Source organism: Paeniglutamicibacter kerguelensis, assembly GCF_017876535.1.
Classification (GTDB): Bacteria; Actinomycetota; Actinomycetes; order Actinomycetales; family Micrococcaceae; genus Paeniglutamicibacter; species Paeniglutamicibacter kerguelensis.
On the sequence record NZ_JAGIOF010000001.1, the window covers coordinates 1248070 to 1266660 of the forward strand.

The following is an 18591-nucleotide window of genomic DNA, read 5'->3' on the forward strand; positions in this document are numbered from 1 at the left end:
GGAAAACCTGAAACACCGGAAGTGAATCCTTGGATCAAGGCGAGAAAGTCTCGCCATCGATCTCGGGAGGCGTTGGACATGGAGCTAACAACCACTCAGGTGTGGATGATGGTTTGTGCGGCATTTGTGCTGCTGATGACACCTGCACTGGCATTCTTTTATGGCGGGATGACCCGCGCCAAAAGCGTCCTGAACATGATGATGATGAGTTTCTCTGCCGTGTCGTTGGTCGCCGTGGTCTGGGTTCTTTGGGGAAATTCGATGGCCGGCGGGGGCGCAAGCATCGCTGGGCTGTTGGGGAACCCGGCTGACGGATTCGGCATGCAGTCCCTGATTGGAACCGATGGTTTGATAGCAGCCGGGTACGGCGCCACCTTTGCGATCATTACGGTGGCACTGATCTCGGGGGCCATCGCAGACCGGGCCAAATTCAGTGCGTGGCTTGTCTTCGTTCCGGTCTGGGTGACGCTTGTGTACGCACCCATCGCGTTTTGGGTTTGGGGCGGGGGCATCCTTGGCGCCGACGGCGCCATCGGGTCGGTTGTCGGAGAAGCCATCGACTTCGCCGGCGGCACGGTCGTCCACATCAACGCAGGCATGGCGGGCCTGATACTTGCCCTGATCCTGGGCAAGCGCCGCGGGTTCGGGAAGGATCCGAGCCAACGCCCCCACAACATCCCCCTGGTGATGCTCGGTGCCGCATTGCTTTGGTTCGGTTGGTTCGGCTTCAACGGTGGGGCCGCAAGCACCGCCGAGGAAGCTGGGCTCATCTGGATCAACACCTTGGCAGCTCCGGCCGCGGCGTTGTTGGGCTGGCTACTGGTTGAACGCATCCGTGACGGCCACAGCACGTCCTTGGGCGCGGCATCGGGAATCGTTGCGGGTCTGGTGGCCATCACGCCCGCATGCGCAAACATCTCGCCTGTGGCGGCCATTGGCCTTGGTCTCGTCGCCGGGTTGGTATCCGCCCTGGCAGTGGGGCTGAAATACCGCTGGGGCTACGACGATTCGCTTGACGTTGTGGGTGTCCACCTGGTTTCGGGGGTGATCGGAACCGTGGCGCTAGGGTTCATCGCACTTCCTGTGGACGGCATCGGCGGTGGACTCTTCTACGGCGGGGGATTCGGCCAACTATGGGCCCAATTGGTCGCCTGCGCGGTCGTCATGGCATTCACGGCAACCATGACCACCGTCATCGGCTTGGCCATTCACAAGACCATGGGATTCAGGGTTACCGAGGAACAAGAAGTCGCCGGCATCGACCTCATGCAGCATGCGGAAACGGGGTACGAATTTGGCGGGCTAGGCACGGGTGGAACCTTTGTTCCGCACCCGGCCACGTCGTCCCACCTGAAGCACCACGGTGCGGGGAAACCAACGGAAACAGTCAAGGAGAAGATCAACGCATGAAACTTGTGACGGCGATTATTCGCCCGGAAAAAACGGATCAGATTCGCGCCGCACTTGAAACCTACGGGGTGCAGGGCATGACCATCAGCCAAGCCAGCGGCTATGGACGACAGCGGGGCCACACACAGGTCTATCGAGGTGCCGACTATACCGTGGACCTATTGCCGAAGGTTCGTTTGGAAGTCCTCGTCGAGGATGCCTTGTGTGACGACATACTGGATGTCTTGGTTTCCACGGCGAACACCGGAAACGCGGGGGATGGCAAGATCTGGGTGAGCCACGTTGAGGAAGTCATACGAGTGCGCACAGGGGAACGTGGACTGGCAGCCGTCTGAACAAATAGCAGGAGATGCCGCGTTGCATCAGCCTTCAAGGCTGAAGCAACGCGGCATCTCGCTTTGGTTCGTGAAACTGCGGCGAATGCCTGCTATCGGCTACTCGGGGCTAGAGACGACCGATCCCGCTGCGTTGGAATCGAGCTTCTGTCGACGATCGTCGATGAGATTTGTGATCGCAGAAATAAAAGCGACCGTCGACTGGCCTTTCTCAAATTCGTCAAAATAGAAGGAGCGCATTTCTTGACGCCGTTCAAGGTTTTCCGAACCATCGAAGTGGCTGGCAAGGGTTGACAGAAGCTGATCAACGGTGGATTTGGCAATAACAGGGCAGGAGCGGCTAACCGGAACTTCCCGGTGCAGCATTTCCATGTTGTCCCTGCGGTCGGTCAACAGCAGCGGCCTGTCGGGATGCAGATAGAGGAAATCAAGTCCAACGCTCGATACGTCGCTGATCAACACGTCAATGCCCTCGAACAGGTCAAGGATGTTGCTTGAACTATCGACGATGTGCTTTCCGCCAGTCACATGGGTTTCACGCAGGATTTCGACCACCCGTTCATTCGCGGCGACCATGTTCTTGTTGGTCGTAGTGGAAATACGGGGGTGCGGTTTGTAGATGACCCGGGTGTTCGGCAGGGAAACGAGAGAAGTGATGATTCTCTCGCCGAAGATTTCGAGCGAGGTGTAGTTATTGGCATCGTTCTCACCCTCCCACGTGGGGGCATACATCACGGTTCTTCCCGAGAAAGCGGGGATGGGCGACATAAAGATGCTGTCCAACTGCGGCCTGCCTACCTGCACCAGGCTAGCCAAATTGAAATCAATTAGAACCGCCTTATGCCGCTCCATGGCGGCCGGCCCTGCGACGAAAGTCTTGTCATAAGCCTTGGCTTGATTGGACACCATGGAAAGCTTGTCGCTCTCTCCGTGGTTGACATGCACATGCACCAGATCGGGGATGCTCAGGGATTGGAAATTAGCCACGCCGTTGTTCACGTAGAGGCAGAGTTTGAAGTCGTTGAACTTGTAGAAGTTAACGAGATCGTCGTACCTCCGCAAGAATATCTTCGGCAAGGTGGTCAGGCCTCGGAAGTGACGCATCGTTGGAACTTTTCGGAAGACCAGAACGACAGGGTGGACCTTGTTGAGATTTTCGAGTGCCGGCAGCCACTGTTCCAGTTGGTAGGCACGGTTGGGTACGTCGCTGAAGTAGACGACGACTTCCCCCGCGACATGAACTTGATCCAACTCGTGATTCGCCACCGGCGCGGGACCGACGCCCAACGATCTACGTATTTTTACTCCGGATGGCGACGAAATCAATGCCGACAATCGTTGGCCTAGCCAGTCTTTCACGCGCGACACCTGTCTGTGTTGGTTGCTGTCACCGTTGAAGCCTATAAGGCTCCAACGGGATATTGATTCAGCAAACTATGTTGGCTGAATCCGTCCCGAAATTTGCCGTGGGATGCTCGTTGGTGCTGGTTGGTATTGACAAGAACCAAGTGCTGCGGCGGTGAATTGAGTAGCGACTACACATTCGTCTTTGGTTCCACCTTCAAGGGGTTGAACATGACAACGATCACCGTCACGGCCGCTTAGCGCTATTACTATACCAGCTTGGACATGGCGCGGACTGATGGCCCGGGCGAAGTTGCCGCCGGATGACACGGCGAGGCGACGATCGTTCCGAACCCGCGGACCCGCGCTCGGCTTTGCATGCTCAGACCAAGCCCAAGGGAAGAAATCCATTTGTGTCCTTCTGTTCGGTTCTTGCTTATTCTGCCGACTACTTAAAGCTGAGGTTCCCATAGGCCGTCATGAACGGGTAAGCAGCTGGCTTCTTGTCGGCCCCTAAACGCACGGTGCGGCCTATGCCTCCCGTTTCAAAACGTACGTGCAGGTCGATAGGCCCGTCCCCGGGGATTTTCGTTCGTAGATCTATCGGGATGAGGAATTTGAAATTACCGTCCGTTTCCCTGTATGGAAGGCATTTTACGGGTTGGGCGTCGGGATTCCCGCGTTCGGTGAGCACGAGCTCCAAGCCGTCCGGCTCGAGTACCGACGGTTCGGTGCTGATTTCAATCTCCAACGTTCCGTCGGGACGGAAACGAATTGCGGATAACTTTGCTTTCATTCCTGCGATGGCCTTTCGTGCTGATTGCTTGGCCCTGGCTGAATCCAGGGCTTGAATCCATTGGTCGAAGATTGCATCGCTGGTGTAGTTCTTGGCCAGATTGAACGCATTCAGCGACATCTCTTGGCACAGCGCATCGTCGGTCAGCAGTCGTGTCACGGCGCGGACCGCAGCTTCGCGGTCATGGAACGGCACCAAGAATCCCGTGCTTTCGTTTTTGATCACATCACGTGGCCCGAAATTCACGTCGTACGAAACAGGAACGCACCCCCAAGCCTGGGCCTCGAGCAGTGCCAAGGACTGACCCTCGAATTTGCTGCATAGGATGAGCGCCCTTGCCGTGGCCAATTCCTCTTCCACGGTATCGATGTGACCACGGAACCGGACAAGGTCACTCATCCCCAAATCGCGAACCAAATCCTCGAGATCCTTATGCTGTTCGCCTTCGCCGATCAGGTCCAAGCGGACGGCTGTGCCGCCAGAAGCCACGCCACGAACGATTTCAATTACCTCGGAAACATTCTTTCCCTTGGTGAATCGCCCTACGTGCAGGACCTTGGACCGGTCCCGTTTCGCGAATTCCGGAATCACGGCTGGCCCATCCACGGGGTTGCTGATGACCACGGTATTGCCCTGGCCGCCAAAACGTTCCACGAACGCCTGGCGTTGGGACTCAGTGAGAAACGTGATGCCATCCCAATTGTCCCGGTTGCTGATGATGCCTTGGTGGGCATCGGAGAGCTTGCCGGTGAGTGTGTCCGCACCCGCGGAAACATGGGTGCTATGGAAATTGACGAATTTCATGGCGAGCGGGTGTTCAAAAGACCCGAGGAATCCCGCTGAGAACTTGCTGTCGACGATGACATCGGTTGCGCTCTCGCCCACCAACTCCGCCAGCCAATGTTTGTAAAGGTCGCTTGCGCCGGCGAATTCACCTCGAACCCCTCCATGGGAATCAAGAAGTAGCAGGACCCGGCGTGTTTTCTGGGAATTATGTGCCAGCGGGAGCACCGAGTCGGTTAAATAGATGGTTCCGTCGGGACGAAAATACTCCCGATGCGACAGCCCCCCGTATAACCGAGACGAATGATCCGTAAAGAATACGGAACCGTCCGATTCACGTTTCGTGATTGAGTGATGATTCCAATCAAAGTTCCTGTGCTCCCTGGGATCCTGTTGCGCCGTCGCGGGCTCATGCAGCAAAGATGCGTAGTACTCGTGAAGATTGATGATGGGCACATCCGGATGGAGTTTCTTGGCGGCCACGAGCGCGGAGCGAATGGAGGCGAACGCCGGCGCGGGATTAAAGGAAACGACGGCACTGGGCACGCCTCGTTCATGAAAGAGACTCGCGCGCTTCAAACACATGGCAGTCATCCCGCCAAAGGTCTCACCCACCGACCATGTGACCATCAGGGTGGGACGTGCACCCGCTCGCACGGGGTCCGGCCGACTTGGACCGGTTGCGGGGGCTCCGGGGTCAATCTCTTGTGCCATGCCTAGCCTCTCCGGGAAGGGAGTCTACTTGAGGAACGAATGCCGATGTTCCCAAGAGTAAGCATCGATGGGCGCAAAACAACAGACCCGAGGCGGTTTTGCTGTCCGTGGGGCTGCCTTCCGACGCTCGCCCGAAAGCGCGCGGAAGCGTTTGCCGTTGCCCAGGACGGGGCATGCACGGTGGCGCACATCCGCGGCGGAAACCTCATGGTCCGGGCGCCACAAGCCGATCAAAGTTCCCGGCGATTCGCCCCGGTGTCGGCCTCTCCATAGTGCATGGCGAGCCGGGCCAGGCCTTCGTCGATGCTTACTGCCGGTTTCCAATCCAGCACCGCACGTGTATGGCGCTGGTCGAACCAGTGAGCCGTGGAAAGCTGCTCGGCGAGGAACCTGGTCATGGGCGGCTCGTCGTGAACCAGGTTCCGGGTCCCTGCCGCCGTCCAAATCCGTTCAATCGCCGATCCGGCACCGCGGGCCAGCCAGCCCGGGACGCTCCACGCGGGGGCGGGAGCCCCGGCCGCACGGCAGATCCCGCCAATCAGTTCTCCGACCGGCCGCGGCTCGCCGTTGGTGACCACCAAAGCCTGGCCGCGGGCGTGGTCCATGCGTTCGAGCCCGCGCACGATTGCCTCCGCGGCATTGTCGATGTAGGTGGTGTCGATCAGTGCGGCGCCGGCATCGAGCAACGGCAGGCGCCCCGCCCGTGCCCGGGCGACCACGCGCCCGACCAGCTGGGTGTCGCCGGGGCCCCACACCACGTGCGGCCTGATGGCAGCAACCCGGAAGCCCGGAGAGTCGGCGGCCAGGGCGGCCAGCTCGGCCGCCGCCTTTGAGCGTGCGTAGTGTCCGCGGGCGCGCTCCGGATCCGCGACCCCGGCGCCTGCGCCCGCCAGCGCCGCACCGACGTGGGCGACCGAGGGCGACGAGACAAACACAAGGTCGCGGACCCCTGCGTCCCGGGCCTCCTCCAGGAGCGTGGTGGTGCCGGTGATGTTGGTGGCAACGAACTCGTCCCAGGGGCCGGTGAAGGACACCTTGGCCGCCAGGTGGATGACCGCGTCCATGTCCGCCACGGCGCGGTGCACGGCCGCCGCATCGCCCAGCGATCCGAGCACCTCCGCGGTGGAACCGGCGGAGGGCCGGCGCTGGAAGGTGCGCACCGCGTGCCCCCTGGCGCGCAGCAATGCCGCGACCTTGCCGCCCAGCAACCCGCTGGCGCCCGTGACAAGCACGCGGCGGGGCCGGGATGCGAATTGTGCCTCGCTCACGGGGTCCTGGTCCTTCCGCCGGCCAGCGTTTGAGCAGCCCAGGCCGCGAGCGCGGTCCTGTCGATCTTGGAGTTGTGGCGTATGTCCGTGGGCAGGGCCGGGACCACCAGCACCGCGGCCAGGTCCAACCCGGCCCCGGCGACCGCGGAACGCACCGCAGTGGCCAGTTCCGGCCCGGCCGGAGCCGCGCGGCGGACCGGCGGCACGGTTTCAAGCACGGCGACGCCAACCTGGGTCCCGGCGGGTCCCACGCCGACGATCGCTGCCCGCCCGGTGCCGGCCACCGATTCGGCCGCGTGTTCGGCCGATACCGGGGTGGCGATGCCTGAGGGTGTGCGCAGGATGTGCCCCAGCCGGCCCTCCACCCAGAGGCGCCCCGAATCGTCGAGGTGTCCCACATCACCGGTGCGGTGCCAGCCGGGGATCGAGGAACTGGCGCGCTGGGTGATCCACAGCCTGTCGTAGCGCTCCTTGACGTGGGGTGCGCGCACCAGGATCTCTCCGGTGATTCCCGGACGGGTTTCCGGCCGGTCCGACACGCTGCCATCGGGCGCGAGTGCGGCGATCGCCACGTGGGCCCCCGCCACGGGGGTGCCCACGCAGACCCCGTTTCCCGCGCCCGCGGCACGGATGCCGTCCAGGTCGATGTCGGTGACCGGCAGCGCCTCGGTCATCCCGTAGGGCGTGTGGATGCGGGCCGCGGGGACGATCCCCTGGACCCGGGCCAGCAGGGGTTCGGGGATGGGTGCCCCGGCCGAGAGCAGCAGCTTGATCTTCCCCAGCGAGCGCCGTTGTGCCGCGTCCAGGGAGCCTGCCGTTTCCAGCACGTTGGCCAGCGCGGCGGGGGAGGCAAAGACGGTGTCGGCGTCGATCGCCGCCGCCGCATCCGCCAGCGCGGCGGCGCCCAGCGTCCGCGGGGAGGTGACATCCATGTCCGGGGTCACGGAGGTGGCGCCCAGCGCCGGGCCGAGCAGCGCGAAGGGGGCGAACCCTGCCACCAGTCCGGAGCCGGCCTTCAGCCCGTAGGTGTCCCTGAGGGTGTCGCGCATGGCGGCAAGCCTGCGATGCGTGTAGACGACGCCCTTTGCCGGGCCTGTGGAGCCGGACGTGAAGAGCACCGCGGCATCGGCGTCCGGGTCGGCCGGCGCGAAGACCGGCGGGGTGTCCGCGGCCGCGCCGCCCCCCAACCGGCCGTCCGGCAACAGGGTCCCCGCCTCCAGCAGTTCGGGAATGGTGTGTGCCACGCCGAGCAGCTTCCGCTTGGCGGCGGGCAGCGGACCCGCGGCAATCCGGACACCGGGCCAGCCGAAGATCCGGGCCCCCGCGAGGGCCCGGTCGATGCCGACCAGGTAGCCGGGGCCGGCACCGCGGATGGCGCGTCCCAGCCCCGCCGTGCCCAGGCCGGCGTCGGCAACCACGATCACCGCACCCAGGCGCAGGCAGGCATAGATCAGTGTGGTCAGCTCGATCCCCGGGGGCACCAGCAGGCTCACCCTGTCGCCGGGGCGCACCCCGATGCCGGCCAGTCCGCGCGCCAGCGCATCCACACGGTTGCCCAATTGGGACCATGACAAGGTGCTGGGCGGATTGATGTCCACCACGGCGGCCGAGTGGTCGTTACGCCGGGCGTCCACCTCGGCGAGCATGGGCCGGTAGCCCGCGGCCGCGGGATCGTTGACCGTTTCAGTCGATTCGGCCGTTTCCGGCGCCTGGGCGGGGGGCGTCGTGAGCCAGTCGAACACGGGGGCGGCCACATCGCGGTCCTCGGGCAGCAGGTGGCTGGCACCCTCGAAGCGGTGCACCGAGGCCTGCGGCAGCCGGTCCAGGAGATCGCGCAGGTACCTGTCGGAAAACACGGGGTCCTTGGGACCCCAGAGCAGCAGGGCCGGGACGTCGAGCGACTTGATGCCCTCGGAGATCGAATCCAGCGCCGGCCTGCTGGGGTGCGTCGGGCCGAAGGGGATGTCCGCGACGAAATTGCCGACCCCGGCACGACGCCGCGGGCCGCGGTAGGGGGCCATGAAGGCGTCGTGGACTTCGGGGGACAGGGCGGGCTGCGCCAGGGCGAGCGTGGTGCGCAGGAAGGCGCTGCTGGTGGTGGTGCCCCAGCCGTGCACCGCGGGGTGGGTGGCAAGGCGCAGGGCCGCCGGTAGGCCGTGGCCCGCGGGGTGCACCGCGGTGTTGGCCAGCACCACGGAGCTGAGTAGGTCGCGGTGTTCCAGTGCCCAGCCCAGCGAGATGATGCCTCCCCAGTCGTGGCCCACGGTGGTGACCGGGCCGTGCAGGCTCAGGGCCTTGGTGAGGTCCCCCAGGTCGTTGACCCGGTCGGCGAGCCGGCGGAAGACCCCGGTGCGCGCGGAGAAGCCCATGTCCAGCTGGTCGACTGCGACGACGCGCCAGGGCAGGTCGTTGGCTTCCACATGCTGAAGCAGGCTGCGCCACAGGAAGGACCAGGTCGGGTTCCCGTGCACGCACAACAGCGTGCCGCGCGGTTCGATGCCGCGGGCCTCCAGCCCGGGGCCGTTGTCCAGCAGGTGCCAGTCGTGTTCGGTGCCGGGGGCGTCCGCCGCGGAGGTCGAGGGGACCCGGACGCGGCGGGACCACTCAGGGTTCACCCCGGGGAAGGTCCCGTTCACCAGGTAATCTCCATCATCGCGGTGTTCAGCCCGGAACCGACCCCCATGCACAGCACCCGGTCCCCTGGGCGCAGCGTGGCGGCCTCCTGGGAGAGGGTCATCGGCAGCGAGGCCGGCCCCACGTTGCCCCACTTGGGGAACGTGATCGGGACGCGCTCGCGGACCAGGCCCACGGCCTTGATGATGGCGTTGGTGTAGGAGTTGGAGACCTGGTGGGTGACGTAGCGGTCCATCGACCTCCAATTCCAGCCCGCCGCGTGTGCCTCGTCCCACGCGTTGACCACCAGCTTCAGGCCGTTGTCCAACAGGCCCTTGGTGTCGGTGAACATGCCGGCCGGGCCCCCGACGCACAGCCCGTGGTGTTCGGTGCCGGCGCGGCTGACCCCGCCCAGGATGCGGTGGGCGCCGGGATGCTCGTCGGCCGGTCCGATGACGGCGGCCGCCGCCCCGGAACCCAGGGTCAGCGTCGCGAACTCGCGCAGGTAGTCCTCGCGCGTGGAGGCTAAGTCGTTGAGCCGCCGGATCGTGGTTTCCTGCGTGGGTTGCGAGTCTTCCCCGGCGACGATCAACGCGTACTTGATCTGGCCGGCATCGATCATGTTGGCGGCAAGGGTCATGCCGTTGACGAAGCCCAGGCACGCGTTCGCCACGTCGAAGTTCATGGCGGAGGAGGGAAGGCCGAGTCCGTGGTGGACCTTGGCCGCCACCGAGGGCTCGAGGTTGCGCCGGGTCACCGAGGTGTTGATGAGCAGGCCCACCTGTCCCGGTTCGATGCCTGCCTCGGCCAGGGCCTTGCCCCCGGCCACCCCGGCGGCGTCGTCGAAGCTTGTGCCGGCATCCCACCAGCGGCGTTCTACGACCCCCGCAACGCGTTCCAGGAGCTTGCGCGACAGCCGCAGGCGCTTGAGGCTGGGGGCCAGCCGTTCGTCAAACTCGGCGGAGCTGAGGACCACCGGTGCCTGAACACTGGTGATCGACAGGAGAGCCGAATTGCTGTGCCGAAATGTTGCGTTTCCGTTCAAGACCGAGCCTTCGTTCAGGGTGCGTGGCGAGCTCGCCGGAGCTTCCGGATATTGGGCCAAGACTAAGCCCAATGGAGCTTGTAATCCACGTCATACGTTATTCCCTTTCGGCCGGTACCTTGGCATTGAACGGAAACTTGGCGACCCGTGGCGCAAAATTTTGGGGTGCGGCCCGGCCCGGCCGCACTCCGGAAGCCCTCGATCGCGGCCTCCGGCGGTGTCCCGGTTCAGGTCGGAGCGGGGTCCGGGCCTGCGCGTCGTCCCGATCGTCGGCTGGGGGCTGGCGCTGCGGGACGTCCCCGTCCGGCACCGAAACCCGGCTCCGTTCCCACTGGTACTTGTGCAGAAGCCGGGGGTAGATTCGTCCCACGTGGGTGTGTTCCGGCACCGCGGATTCGGGCCCCGGAACACGATCCGGGAAAGGGAAACGGATGCAGCCGACAGGCCAGGGCAAGCAGCGGGACGGGGGCGGCGGATTGCGGCCGCGCGGCGCAAGCGCCCTTAGGATGCTTCCACCCGGGATCGACCTGGTGGGCAAGGGCGCCTGGCGCGTGCTTGGCATCATCGGGGTGCTGGCGGTGTTCGTGTTTCTCGTTTCCCGGCTTGAGGAAATCGTCGTCCCGTTCCTGGTCGCGCTGTTGCTCACCGCGTTCCTCAAGCCCTTGGTCAACTGGCTGGTGGCGCACGGATGGCGCAAGTGGCTGGCGATCATCGTGGCGCTGGTCTTTGCGGCCGGTGTCATCGTGGGCCTGGTGGTGCTGGTGGAAACCCAGATCGGCGCGGGCCTGCCGGAGGTCCAGAAGCGCTCGCTGGCGGCCTACAAGCAGTTCCGCGACTACCTTGACTCATCGCCGCTGCAACTCACCAGCGCCCAGTTCGACGCGTTCCTGGTGCAATTGGGCCAGGAGGTCCAGCAACACGCGAACGAGATCCTCAGCGGCGCCCTGGTGGTGGGAAAGACGGCCGGCCGTCTGCTGGCCGGAACCCTGCTGACGGTCTTTGCCACGATCTTCATGTTGATCGACGGGGCCAACGTGTGGCGCTGGACGGTGCGGCTCTTTCCCCGTGGCGCGCGTCCCGCGGTGGACGGGGCCGGGCAGGCGGGCTGGAACACGCTGACCAGCTTCGTGCGCGTGCAGATCCTGGTCGCCGCCGGGAACGGCATCGGAATCGGCCTGTTCGCCTTCTTCCTGGGCCTGCCCATGGTGGTGCCCATCGCGATCCTGGTGTTCCTGGCCTCCTTCATTCCCGTCATCGGCGCCATCGTCACCGGAGCCCTGGCGGTGCTGGTGGCGCTGGTGTTCGTGGGTCCGATCCAGGCGCTGGTCATGCTTGGCGGGGTGCTGCTGGTCCACCTGCTCGAGGCCCACGTGATGCAGCCGCTGGCCATGGGTGCCGCGGTGAAGGTCCACCCGCTGGCCGTCGTCTTTGCCGTGGCGGCGGGTTCCTACCTCGCGGGCATCCCCGGCGCGCTGTTCGCCGTCCCGACCGTCGCGGTGGTCAACGCAATGGTTTCCTATGCGGTGCGCGGGACGTGGCGCGCCGCACCGGCGCCCGAGTACGCCCAGGGACCGGGCCCGGTTCCTGGGTCGGCGGAAAGCCCCGAAATGGACGCGGGCACTGACGGTCCGGCGATGTAGCGGTCCGGGCCGCATTCGGGATTCAATCTCGCTCCCGAAAGCCCGTTGGTGAATCATTTCCAGACCGTGTGCAGCTCTGCTCCGGGTCCCATTTCGGATAGCAACAGGTGTTTATGGCGGCGTCAGCCTGAGTGTGTCCCGAGAAAACGCCTAGTAGTTTGGTATCCCATCCATGGAAATCTGTTCGGATTCCCGCTAGTCTGGGCCAAAGACATTCCCAACGAAAGGCAGAGATACCCATGTGCGAGCACGATCACAGCACCGGCCCCGTTCCTTCCAAGCCGCTTGAACGCCGTCATGTGCTGGCTGGGGCCGCGGCGCTTGCCGGGCTGGGCCTGACCGGCGTGCTTCCGGCAGGAGCCCTCGCCGCCGAACCGGCCGCCTCGCCGGCATCCCTGCCGCTGCAGCGCGGCAAGGGAAAGCACCCGGGCGCGGTTATCATCGAGGGCGGCACGCTCATCGACCCTGGCACCGGGCACGCCACCGAAGACGCCGTCGTGGTTTTGGCCGATGGCGTGGTCCAGGCCGCAGGCACGCGGGACGAGACCCGCAAGGCCGTTCGCGAGGCCGGCGCCAAGGCGACCCGAATCAACGCGCACGGCAAGTTCGTCCTGCCGGGCTTCGTCGATGCCCACGTGCACGCCCAGGCCTTCGAAGACGCGGCCCTGATCCTCAGCCACGGCGCCACCACGGTCCGCAGCGGCTCCTCAAGCTTCTACCAGGACATCGCCCTGGCGCGGGTGCCGCACCACGCCCCAGGCCTGGCACCGCGCATGCACGCGGCAGGCCTGTTCGTTTCCCCCGACCAGGGCGACTCCATCCTGGCCGACCCCGACCTCGCGCCGCTGGCCGCCAGGCGCAAGCAGCTCACGGACCCGAAAGACCTGGCGCACCTGACCCGGGTGAACCGCTCCCGCGGCGCCACCGTGATCAAGACCCGCGCCAATCCGCGCGCCGGCATCCCCGAGCAGGATCCGCTCGAGCTGGTCTACGGCAAGGAACAGCTCTCCGCGATCGTGCATGCAGCCAAGGGCGCCGGGGTGCTGTGCCACGCCTACAGCGCCAAGGGAATCGCCGGTGCCGTGGCCGCAGGAGTGAAGAGCATCGAGCACGGCGTGTTCGTGGACGAGGAAACCCTGGCGCGCATGGCCAAGCGGGGCACGTACTTCACCCCGACGCTCTTCGGGATTGCCGGCATGGCTGACTCCGGCAACTCGGTGCTGGCCGAGCGCGGCCGCACCTACGGGCCGATCCTCGCCGCGGCCGCCCGCGCCGCCAATGAACTGGGCGTGGCCGTCATCGGCGGCACCGACTCCTTCGGCACCGATGTCATCCCGATCGGCGACGAGGCCAACGCCCTGGCCGAGGCCGGGCTGGGCAAGCTGAAGGCACTTCAGTCGATCACGACCGCCCCGGCCAAGCTGCTGGGCGTGGAGCGCGACGGCGTGGGGCGCCTTGTCCGCCACGGCGTGGCCGACGTGGTGGTGCTGGACCGCAACCCGCTGGAAACCTCCAAGGCGCTGAGTGAGGTGCGCGTGGTGATCGCCCAGGGCGCGATCGTGCGCAACGACCTGCGCTAAGCAACCAGATGGCGCACGCCGGCACGGGTTTCACCCTGATTTCACGCTGAAATCCGTGCCGGCGTTGCTCGATGCCGGCTACGAAACGCCGATTCGCGGTGGCTCAGCGCGCGAGGACGGCCTCCTCACGCTGGGCTGCCCCGACTACGATTACCTGGCGCACATCGAGCGGATCGAGCGGCGGCCCATTGCCCGGGCCGCGCTGGAGGAGCTCTCGGCTTGGTTCACCTGGCTGCGGCGCGGTGAGCGCTTCTGCGACGGACGCATCGCAGAGAGCCTGGAAAGCGGCCGGGTGCGGGAGCTGATCACCCGGCTGCTTGAGCTTTCCCCCGCGCACTGAACCACCACGCCACGCCCGGCCGGCTATGCCCGTGCTTGCGCCGGGGGCAGGGTGCAGTTGGTTTCCCAGCCGGTCGGACCGTTTCCGCCGGCGGCGTACTCCTCGATCGGGACCTCGTTCGCGGCCCACGCGGCAAGGATCGGGTCCACGATGCGCCAGCATTCCTCGGCCGTGTCACCGCGCACCGAAAGCGTCGGGTCGCCGGAGAGCACCCCGAGCAGCACTTCGCCGTAGGGGAGCAGGTCCGGGGAGTTCAGCTCCGCGCCGAGGGTCACCCGGTCCAGCGTGTACAGGTCGCCCGGGCCGTTCACGTCAAGGTCCAGTTCCAGGGTGTCGGGCCCGAATCCGATGCGCAGCTTGGTCGGTTCGTCGGTGCCCTTGAACCCGGTGGGCAGGTGGGACACCGGCCGGAACGTCACGATTGCCTCCTTGCGCATCCGTCCCAGCGCCTTGCCCGCCCGCAGGATGAAGGGGACCCCCGCCCAGCGGGAGTTTTTGATGTTCAGGGTGACTTCGGCCAGGGTCTCGGTCCTGGCATGGGCATCGACCCCGGACTCGCTGGCGTAGTCGGGAACCGCCCGGCCCTTGGAAGTTCCGGCGGTGTAGCGGGCCCGGCGCGTCGAATCCTGCGGGGTTCCGGCCAGGGCGGTGGCGCGCAGCACCGATCCCAGGTGGTCGCGGACGTCGCGTTCGTACAGGGTTGCCGGGGCGTTCATGGTCAGCAGCCCCAGCACCTGCAGCAGGTGGGACTGGATCATGTCGCGCAGCGCGCCGGCGCGGTCGTAGTACCCGGCGCGTCCCTCCAGGGCGAGTTCCTCGTCGTAGAAGATCTCGATCTTGGCCACGTGCTCGGCGGTGAACAGCGGCTCCAGCAGGCGGTTGGCAAAGCGCAGGCCCAGGATGTTGAACACCGTGCCCTTGCCCAGGAAGTGGTCGACGCGGTGGATGTTTTGTTCGGGCACCAGGCGGATCAGCGTGCGGTTCAGTTCGCGGGCCGATTCCTCGTTGGATCCGAACGGCTTTTCCATGACCAGCAGCGTGGATTCGGGCAGCTCGCCGGGCTCCAGCACCTCGCATGCCCTTTGGCTGACGGCTGGCGGCAGGGCGAAATACAGGGCCACTGGCCCCTCGAGGCTGCCGACCAGCCGGGCCAGCTCTCCCGGGGCCGTCACGTCCAGTTCGGTGTAGGAAGTGTTCGCCGTGATCTGCCCCAGCGCCGCCTTGCCGGCATCCGTGGCTCCCGTCATCGCGGCGTCACATACGGTTTTCACCCGTTCGCCCCACAGCTCGGGGGAGTAGCCCGGGGCGCCGGCGCCGGCCAGCGTGATTCCGGGCGCACGGCCGGAGGCGATGAGCCGTGCAAGGCCCGGCAACAGCAGCCTTCCGGTCAGGTCGCCGGAGGCTCCGAGGATCAACAACGTGCGTACATGGACCGCGTTTGCGGTGCCGGAATCAAGTTTCACACCACAAGACTGCCATGTCCGGCACAATGTGGCCCACGAACTTGGTAATCTTGGATGTTGAGACCAGCGGGTTAGACCGCGCCTGAATCCCACAACGAAAGAAGTGCACGGCACGTGTTCAATTCACTCTCCGATCGCCTGACATCCACCTTCAAGAACCTTCGCGGCAAGGGCAGGTTGACCGAGGCCGACATCGACGGCACAGTTCGCGAGATCCGCCGTGCCCTGCTCGACGCCGACGTGGCCGTTCCCGTGGTGCGCGCCTTCGTGGCGCAGGTCAAGGAACGCGCCCTGGGCGAAGAGGTCTCCGCCTCGCTGAACCCGGGCCAGCAGATCGTCAAGATCGTCAACGAGGAACTCGTCGGCATCCTGGGCGGGGAGACCCGCCGCCTGAACCTGGCCAAGGTCCCGCCGACGGTCATCATGCTCGCGGGCCTGCAGGGCGCCGGCAAGACCACCCTGGCCGGCAAGCTGGCCAAGCACCTGAAGTCACAGGGCCACACCCCGTTGTTGGTCGCGTGCGACCTCCAACGCCCCAACGCCGTCAAGCAGCTGCAGGTCAACGGCGAACGCGCCGGCGTGCCGGTGTACGCACCGCACCCGGGCGTTTCCTCCGAGTTCGAGGCCGCAACCGGTGATCCGGTGGCGGTGGCCCGCGACGGCGTGGCCGAGGCCCGCACCAAGCTGCACGACGTGGTCATCGTCGACACCGCCGGCCGCCTGGGCATCGACGCCGAAATGATGGAGCAGGCAGCGAACATCCGCGCCGCCATCAACCCGGACGAAGTGCTCTTTGTCATCGACGCCATGATCGGCCAGGACGCCGTCAACACGGCCCAGGCCTTCAACGACGCCGTGGACCTCACCGGCGTGGTGCTGACCAAGCTCGACGGCGACGCCCGCGGCGGTGCCGCGCTGTCCGTCGCCTCGGTGACCGGCAAACCGGTCATGTTCGCCTCCACCGGCGAGAACCTCGACGACTTCGAGGTCTTCCACCCGGACCGCATGGCCAGCCGAATCCTGGACATGGGCGACATCCTCACCCTGATCGAGCAGGCCGAGGCCAACTGGGACAAGGGCGAAGCCGAGCGGATGGCGAAGAAGTTCGCCGACCGCGAGGACTTCACCCTCGACGACTTCCTGGCGCAGATGGCGCAGATCCGCAAGATGGGGTCGATGAAGAAGATCCTGGGCATGATGCCCGGTGCGCAGATCTCCCGCCAGCAGCTTGAGCAGTTCGACGAGTCCCAGATGGACCGCATCGAGGCCATCGTCCGCTCGATGACCCCGCACGAGCGCGTGGCACCGAAGATCATCAACGGCTCGCGCCGCGCCCGCATCGCCAAGGGTTCGGGCGTGCACGTTTCCGAGGTCAACTCGATGCTCGAGCGTTTCGGCGAGGCCCAGAAGATGATGAAGAAGCTGGCCTCCGGCGGCGCCATCCCGGGCATGCCCGGCGGCAAGGGCGGTGCCCGCAAGGCTGCGGCCAAGGGCGCCAACAAGAAGAAGCAGAAGTTCGGCAACCCCGCCAAGGCGGCCCAGTTGGAGGCCGCGGCGGCCGCCGCCAAGAAGGCACCGAGCGGCGCCGCATTCGGCGCGGGCAACAAGGAATTCAACCCGGCCGACATGAACCTGCCCAAGGGGTTTGAGAAGTTCCTTGGCAAGTAGCCCCGAAGGGAGCCAGGGGGGCGAGCGGCCCGAAATGCTGATCGCCTCCCTGGCGCTCATCTTTGACGAGCCGGAGGGGCTGAACGCCCACCGCCGCGTCCAGGACCTGCTGTCCGCCCGGCGCAGCATTTCGTTGTTGGCCCGGCCGGTGGCCTGGGGCGAACTCAGCGTGGCCGAAATGGTCATCGCCGTGAACCCCGAGGGTTTCATTGTCATGGCCGATGACGACGGAAACACGAGCTACGGCCAGCAAATCGAGGGCTTTGCCATAGCCCTCAAACGCGGCACCGGCGCCCTCTTTGCCGACTTCGACGGTGTGGATGCCGAGGGCGGGGAGCCCATTGAAGACCCCCGTCTGGACCACCCTGGCGGCGGTCGGTCGGTGCTCCTTGGTTCCTTCAAGGAATCCGAGGTTGCCATGTTTGCCGGGGTCACCAAGACGGCGTGGAAGTACTTCTCCACCGAACACGGGGATGTTGCCATCCACGAGGGCTACATGCCCGAAATCATGCTCTCCAAATCCGCTGTGCCCGCGATCATGCTCAGCCGCACCGGCCCGCGGTTTTCCATGGTGTTTTGGTTCCAGGGGCAAAGCCGCAAACTACACGGCTACCCGGGCTTCGGCCACGGATGGTCGGTTGCCGCGGAACCGGTGCTCGATGTCGTGCCGGGCACGCCCGCGGCGAAGGCCGTGGAGTTCCTGCAACGGGAATGGGCCGAACCCGACCTGGAAGCGATCGCGGAGTTGCGCGAATTCGGCGTCGACGAGGAACAGCTCGCGCAGCTGAACCAGGTGCTCAGTGGAAGCGGAAGCCTGGACGCCGTCAAGCGCGTGCTGGGCATCTTCGGCAAGTCGCCGGAGCTGGCCGACTACCTGGAGCAGGCCCCCATTCCGGCCTCGGCCGTGGATGTCGAACCGCGCGGTTTCACCGGTTCAATTTCCGCCAGCATGTCCGCCGAGTCACGCGAGGCCACGGGAATCCGAAAGTTCCTCAATCCCTTTGCCTGGCGTCCCCGCCTGCAAATGCTGTGGGGCGTGTTCGAGGGCATCGTCGCTGCCCTGATAATCACCCTCACGAACTGGAGCGATCCCTGGATGAACCGGTGGATCATCATTCTCATCGTCGTCGCCTGGAGTGCCGATGCTCTGGCGAACCTGGGACTGGGCCTGAGGCGCCTGCTTCGCGAACGGCGTGCGCAGCGCCCCGAGTAGCGCCCCGCTGGACAAAGCTGTGGCCCGGATACCTGTGTATCCGGGCCACAACCATGGGTGCCTTGTTTCGGTCGCCTCTCAGAGAACCGGGCTCCAACTCTCCTGGAATCCTGCAACTAGGCCCAGTCATCGATCGAAACCATATTGCGGGCATTTGGTGTTGCCGTCACATTGGTAACCGGATCGACAATAATCCACGACCTTTCAGAGCGCTTCATCACGCGCACGGCTTGCACCGTCTCTGGTGCGTTCGGGACCGGTAAAACAGTCCCTGGGTTGAATCGGGCATTCACGGCGTCAATGTGAATGCCAACGACCGATGATCGACCCCTAGGGTTTCTAGGCCTACTCGCAAGATTCCTTTACAGGCTAAACATGT

General features: G+C 65.3%; 14 protein-coding genes. 7 read left to right on the plus strand and 7 right to left on the minus strand.

Annotated features, from left to right (window positions below; all coding sequences use genetic code 11):
- Positions 1-78 precede the first annotated feature (78 nt).
- Positions 79-1410, plus strand: coding sequence for an ammonium transporter (locus JOF47_RS05600; RefSeq protein ID WP_209996489.1), 1332 nt, complete (start codon positions 79-81; stop codon positions 1408-1410).
- Positions 1407-1745: a P-II family nitrogen regulator gene (locus tag JOF47_RS05605; RefSeq protein WP_209996490.1), complete on the plus strand. Its 339-nt coding sequence runs from the start codon at positions 1407-1409 to the stop codon at positions 1743-1745. Before JOF47_RS05600 ends, JOF47_RS05605 begins: the two co-directional genes overlap by 4 nt.
- 99 nt (positions 1746-1844) lie before the next feature.
- On the opposite strand, the gene JOF47_RS22290 is transcribed toward JOF47_RS05605, so the two are convergent.
- From JOF47_RS22290 to JOF47_RS05630, 5 genes are all read right to left on the minus strand, one after another.
- Positions 1845-3104: a CDP-glycerol glycerophosphotransferase family protein gene (locus tag JOF47_RS22290; RefSeq protein WP_209996491.1), complete on the minus strand. Its 1260-nt coding sequence runs from the start codon at positions 3102-3104 to the stop codon at positions 1845-1847.
- Between the two features lie 433 nt (positions 3105-3537).
- On the minus strand, positions 3538-5283 hold the full coding sequence (locus tag JOF47_RS05615) for a glycosyltransferase (protein WP_209996492.1): 1746 nt from the start codon (positions 5281-5283) through the stop codon (positions 3538-3540).
- Positions 5284-5612: 329 nt separating this feature from the next.
- A complete protein-coding gene (locus JOF47_RS05620; RefSeq protein WP_209996493.1) occupies positions 5613-6650 on the minus strand; it encodes an NAD-dependent epimerase/dehydratase family protein in 1038 nt (345 codons plus the stop codon).
- Positions 6647-9289, minus strand: a complete 2643-nt coding sequence (locus JOF47_RS05625) for an alpha/beta fold hydrolase (RefSeq protein ID WP_245356582.1) — start codon at positions 9287-9289, stop codon at positions 6647-6649. Before JOF47_RS05625 ends, JOF47_RS05620 begins: the two co-directional genes overlap by 4 nt.
- Positions 9283-10308 carry a 3-oxoacyl-ACP synthase III gene (locus JOF47_RS05630; protein ID WP_209996495.1) on the minus strand — a complete coding sequence of 342 codons (1026 nt, stop codon included), beginning with the start codon at positions 10306-10308 and terminating at the stop codon, positions 9283-9285. The genes JOF47_RS05625 and JOF47_RS05630 overlap by 7 nt, the downstream gene beginning before the upstream one ends.
- A gap of 431 nt (positions 10309-10739) precedes the next feature.
- Between JOF47_RS05630 and JOF47_RS05635 the strand changes: the two genes are divergently transcribed.
- The 3 genes from JOF47_RS05635 to JOF47_RS05645 all read left to right on the plus strand — a co-directional run bounded on the left by JOF47_RS05635 (position 10740) and on the right by JOF47_RS05645 (position 13868).
- On the plus strand, positions 10740-11948 hold the full coding sequence (locus JOF47_RS05635) for an AI-2E family transporter (RefSeq protein ID WP_209996497.1): 1209 nt from the start codon (positions 10740-10742) through the stop codon (positions 11946-11948).
- Between the two features lie 239 nt (positions 11949-12187).
- Positions 12188-13528 (plus strand): amidohydrolase family protein, encoded by a 1341-nt coding sequence (locus JOF47_RS05640; protein WP_209996499.1) that lies wholly within the window; start codon positions 12188-12190, stop codon positions 13526-13528.
- Between the two features lie 55 nt (positions 13529-13583).
- Positions 13584-13868 (plus strand): DUF6508 domain-containing protein, encoded by a 285-nt coding sequence (locus tag JOF47_RS05645; protein ID WP_209996501.1) that lies wholly within the window; start codon positions 13584-13586, stop codon positions 13866-13868.
- A 23-nt stretch (positions 13869-13891) separates the two neighbouring features.
- Here the strand turns inward: JOF47_RS05645 and JOF47_RS05650 are convergent, their stop codons facing one another.
- On the minus strand, positions 13892-15331 hold the full coding sequence (locus JOF47_RS05650; protein ID WP_209996503.1) for a glucose-6-phosphate dehydrogenase: 1440 nt from the start codon (positions 15329-15331) through the stop codon (positions 13892-13894).
- 114 nt (positions 15332-15445) lie between these two features.
- Between JOF47_RS05650 and ffh the strand changes: the two genes are divergently transcribed.
- Positions 15446-16999 carry a signal recognition particle protein gene (gene ffh / locus JOF47_RS05655; RefSeq protein WP_209996505.1) on the plus strand — a complete coding sequence of 518 codons (1554 nt, stop codon included), beginning with the start codon at positions 15446-15448 and terminating at the stop codon, positions 16997-16999.
- A 34-nt stretch (positions 17000-17033) separates the two neighbouring features.
- Entirely contained in the window at positions 17034-18212 is a 1179-nt protein-coding gene (locus JOF47_RS05660; protein ID WP_209996507.1) for a hypothetical protein, read from the plus strand.
- A 116-nt stretch (positions 18213-18328) separates the two neighbouring features.
- Here the strand turns inward: JOF47_RS05660 and JOF47_RS05665 are convergent, their stop codons facing one another.
- Positions 18329-18505: a hypothetical protein gene (locus JOF47_RS05665; RefSeq protein WP_209996508.1), complete on the minus strand. Its 177-nt coding sequence runs from the start codon at positions 18503-18505 to the stop codon at positions 18329-18331.
- Positions 18506-18591 lie beyond the last annotated feature (86 nt).

Excerpts from the sequence above, each read along its gene's own strand:
- JOF47_RS05600 (WP_209996489.1), top strand. The coding sequence starts at position 79 with ATGGAGCTAACAACCACTCAGGTGTGGATGATGGTTTGTGCGGCATTT.
- JOF47_RS05660 (WP_209996507.1), top strand. The coding sequence starts at position 17,034 with ATGCTGATCGCCTCCCTGGCGCTCATCTTTGACGAGCCGGAGGGGCTG.
- JOF47_RS05605 (WP_209996490.1), top strand. The coding sequence starts at position 1,407 with ATGAAACTTGTGACGGCGATTATTCGCCCGGAAAAAACGGATCAGATT.
- JOF47_RS05640 (WP_209996499.1), top strand. The coding sequence starts at position 12,188 with ATGTGCGAGCACGATCACAGCACCGGCCCCGTTCCTTCCAAGCCGCTT.
- JOF47_RS05635 (WP_209996497.1), top strand. The coding sequence starts at position 10,740 with ATGCAGCCGACAGGCCAGGGCAAGCAGCGGGACGGGGGCGGCGGATTG.